Source organism: Pseudanabaena sp. CCNP1317 (assembly GCF_034931345.1).
GTDB classification, from domain to species: domain Bacteria; phylum Cyanobacteriota; class Cyanobacteriia; order Pseudanabaenales; family Pseudanabaenaceae; genus Pseudanabaena; species Pseudanabaena galeata.
Map to the genome: position 1 here is coordinate 1 of NZ_JAYGIF010000047.1, position 1,085 is coordinate 1,085.

Consider the following 1,085-nt stretch of genomic DNA (forward strand, 5'->3'; position numbering starts at 1 on the left):
TTTCTTGTCAACCTTTTAGCTGGGTTGGTTGCTTATACATATCGAGAGACTAAACCTGCTTTAGATCTTCTCTTCAAAGGCTTACCTGCTCTTCCTCCTGCCATCTTTTAGTTCGTCGAACTCACGTCATGTTAGTTTAATAACAATTCACGGATTTTTGGGATCTCTTTTGCAAACTCCAAAAACAATCCAAAAACAATGGTTTTATATAGCAACGCAAGAGAAAGATGAGTGGCGGCGCTTCACGCCGCCACTCATCTTTTTGGTTTTATGTCCTAAGCAAAACTTACATTGCTATAGCAACGCAAGAGAGGTAGATAGGACAAATCAAAACCCAAGAATTGAGGGGAGGAGCGAAGCTCCTCCCCTCAATTCTTGGGTTTTATGTTCTAAGCGAAACTTGTTTTATAGCAAATACAGAAAAGCCCACGTAAAAACATGGGCAAACTTGAGAATATAACTGATAGAAATAACCCTGAAAAGATATTTATATCTAGCACTTAATTCATAATTAAAAAACAAAAAAATTAGTAAGCTCCAAATCCAGACAAAACCTTGGGAAAAGTCATCAACAAAATTTTCAAGTCTGACCACAAAGTCCAGTTGCGAAGATAACTTAAATCACAATCAGTAACTGCATCCAGATCTAGCATTGTCGAACGAGCGCTTACTTGCCACGCTCCAGTCACACCAGGTAATGAATTTAATCTTCTTTTGCGATCGCCATTAATACGCAAAGCATCATACAAAGCCCAAGGACGAGGCCCTACCAAACTCATTTCACCCCTCAAAACATTAAAAAGTTGGGGTAGCTCATCAAGGCTATACTTACGCATCCAACGACCGACATTAGTAATTCTTGGATCGTCTTCACACTTATGCAGACCAGTTTGACCACTCATCACTAGATGATGTAGTTTGTCAGCATCAGTAATCATAGTGCGAAATTTAATGATTCTAAATAAACGTCAGTTCGACAGAGTAGACAAAAGCAAAAGAAAAGCTGAGACTAGGTTTGACAAACTAAAAGCCTCAGCAATATGAACAGTATCGTATCGCACTTGGATATCACGCGAATCTTCTGT

1 protein-coding gene is annotated in these 1,085 nt (G+C 39.1%); it reads right to left on the reverse strand.

The window, feature by feature from the left end:
- Positions 1-527: 527 nt before the first annotated feature.
- A complete protein-coding gene (locus VB775_RS10225; RefSeq protein ID WP_323216769.1) occupies positions 528-956 on the reverse strand; it encodes a sugar transferase in 429 nt (142 codons plus the stop codon).
- Positions 957-1,085: the final 129 nt, after the last annotated feature.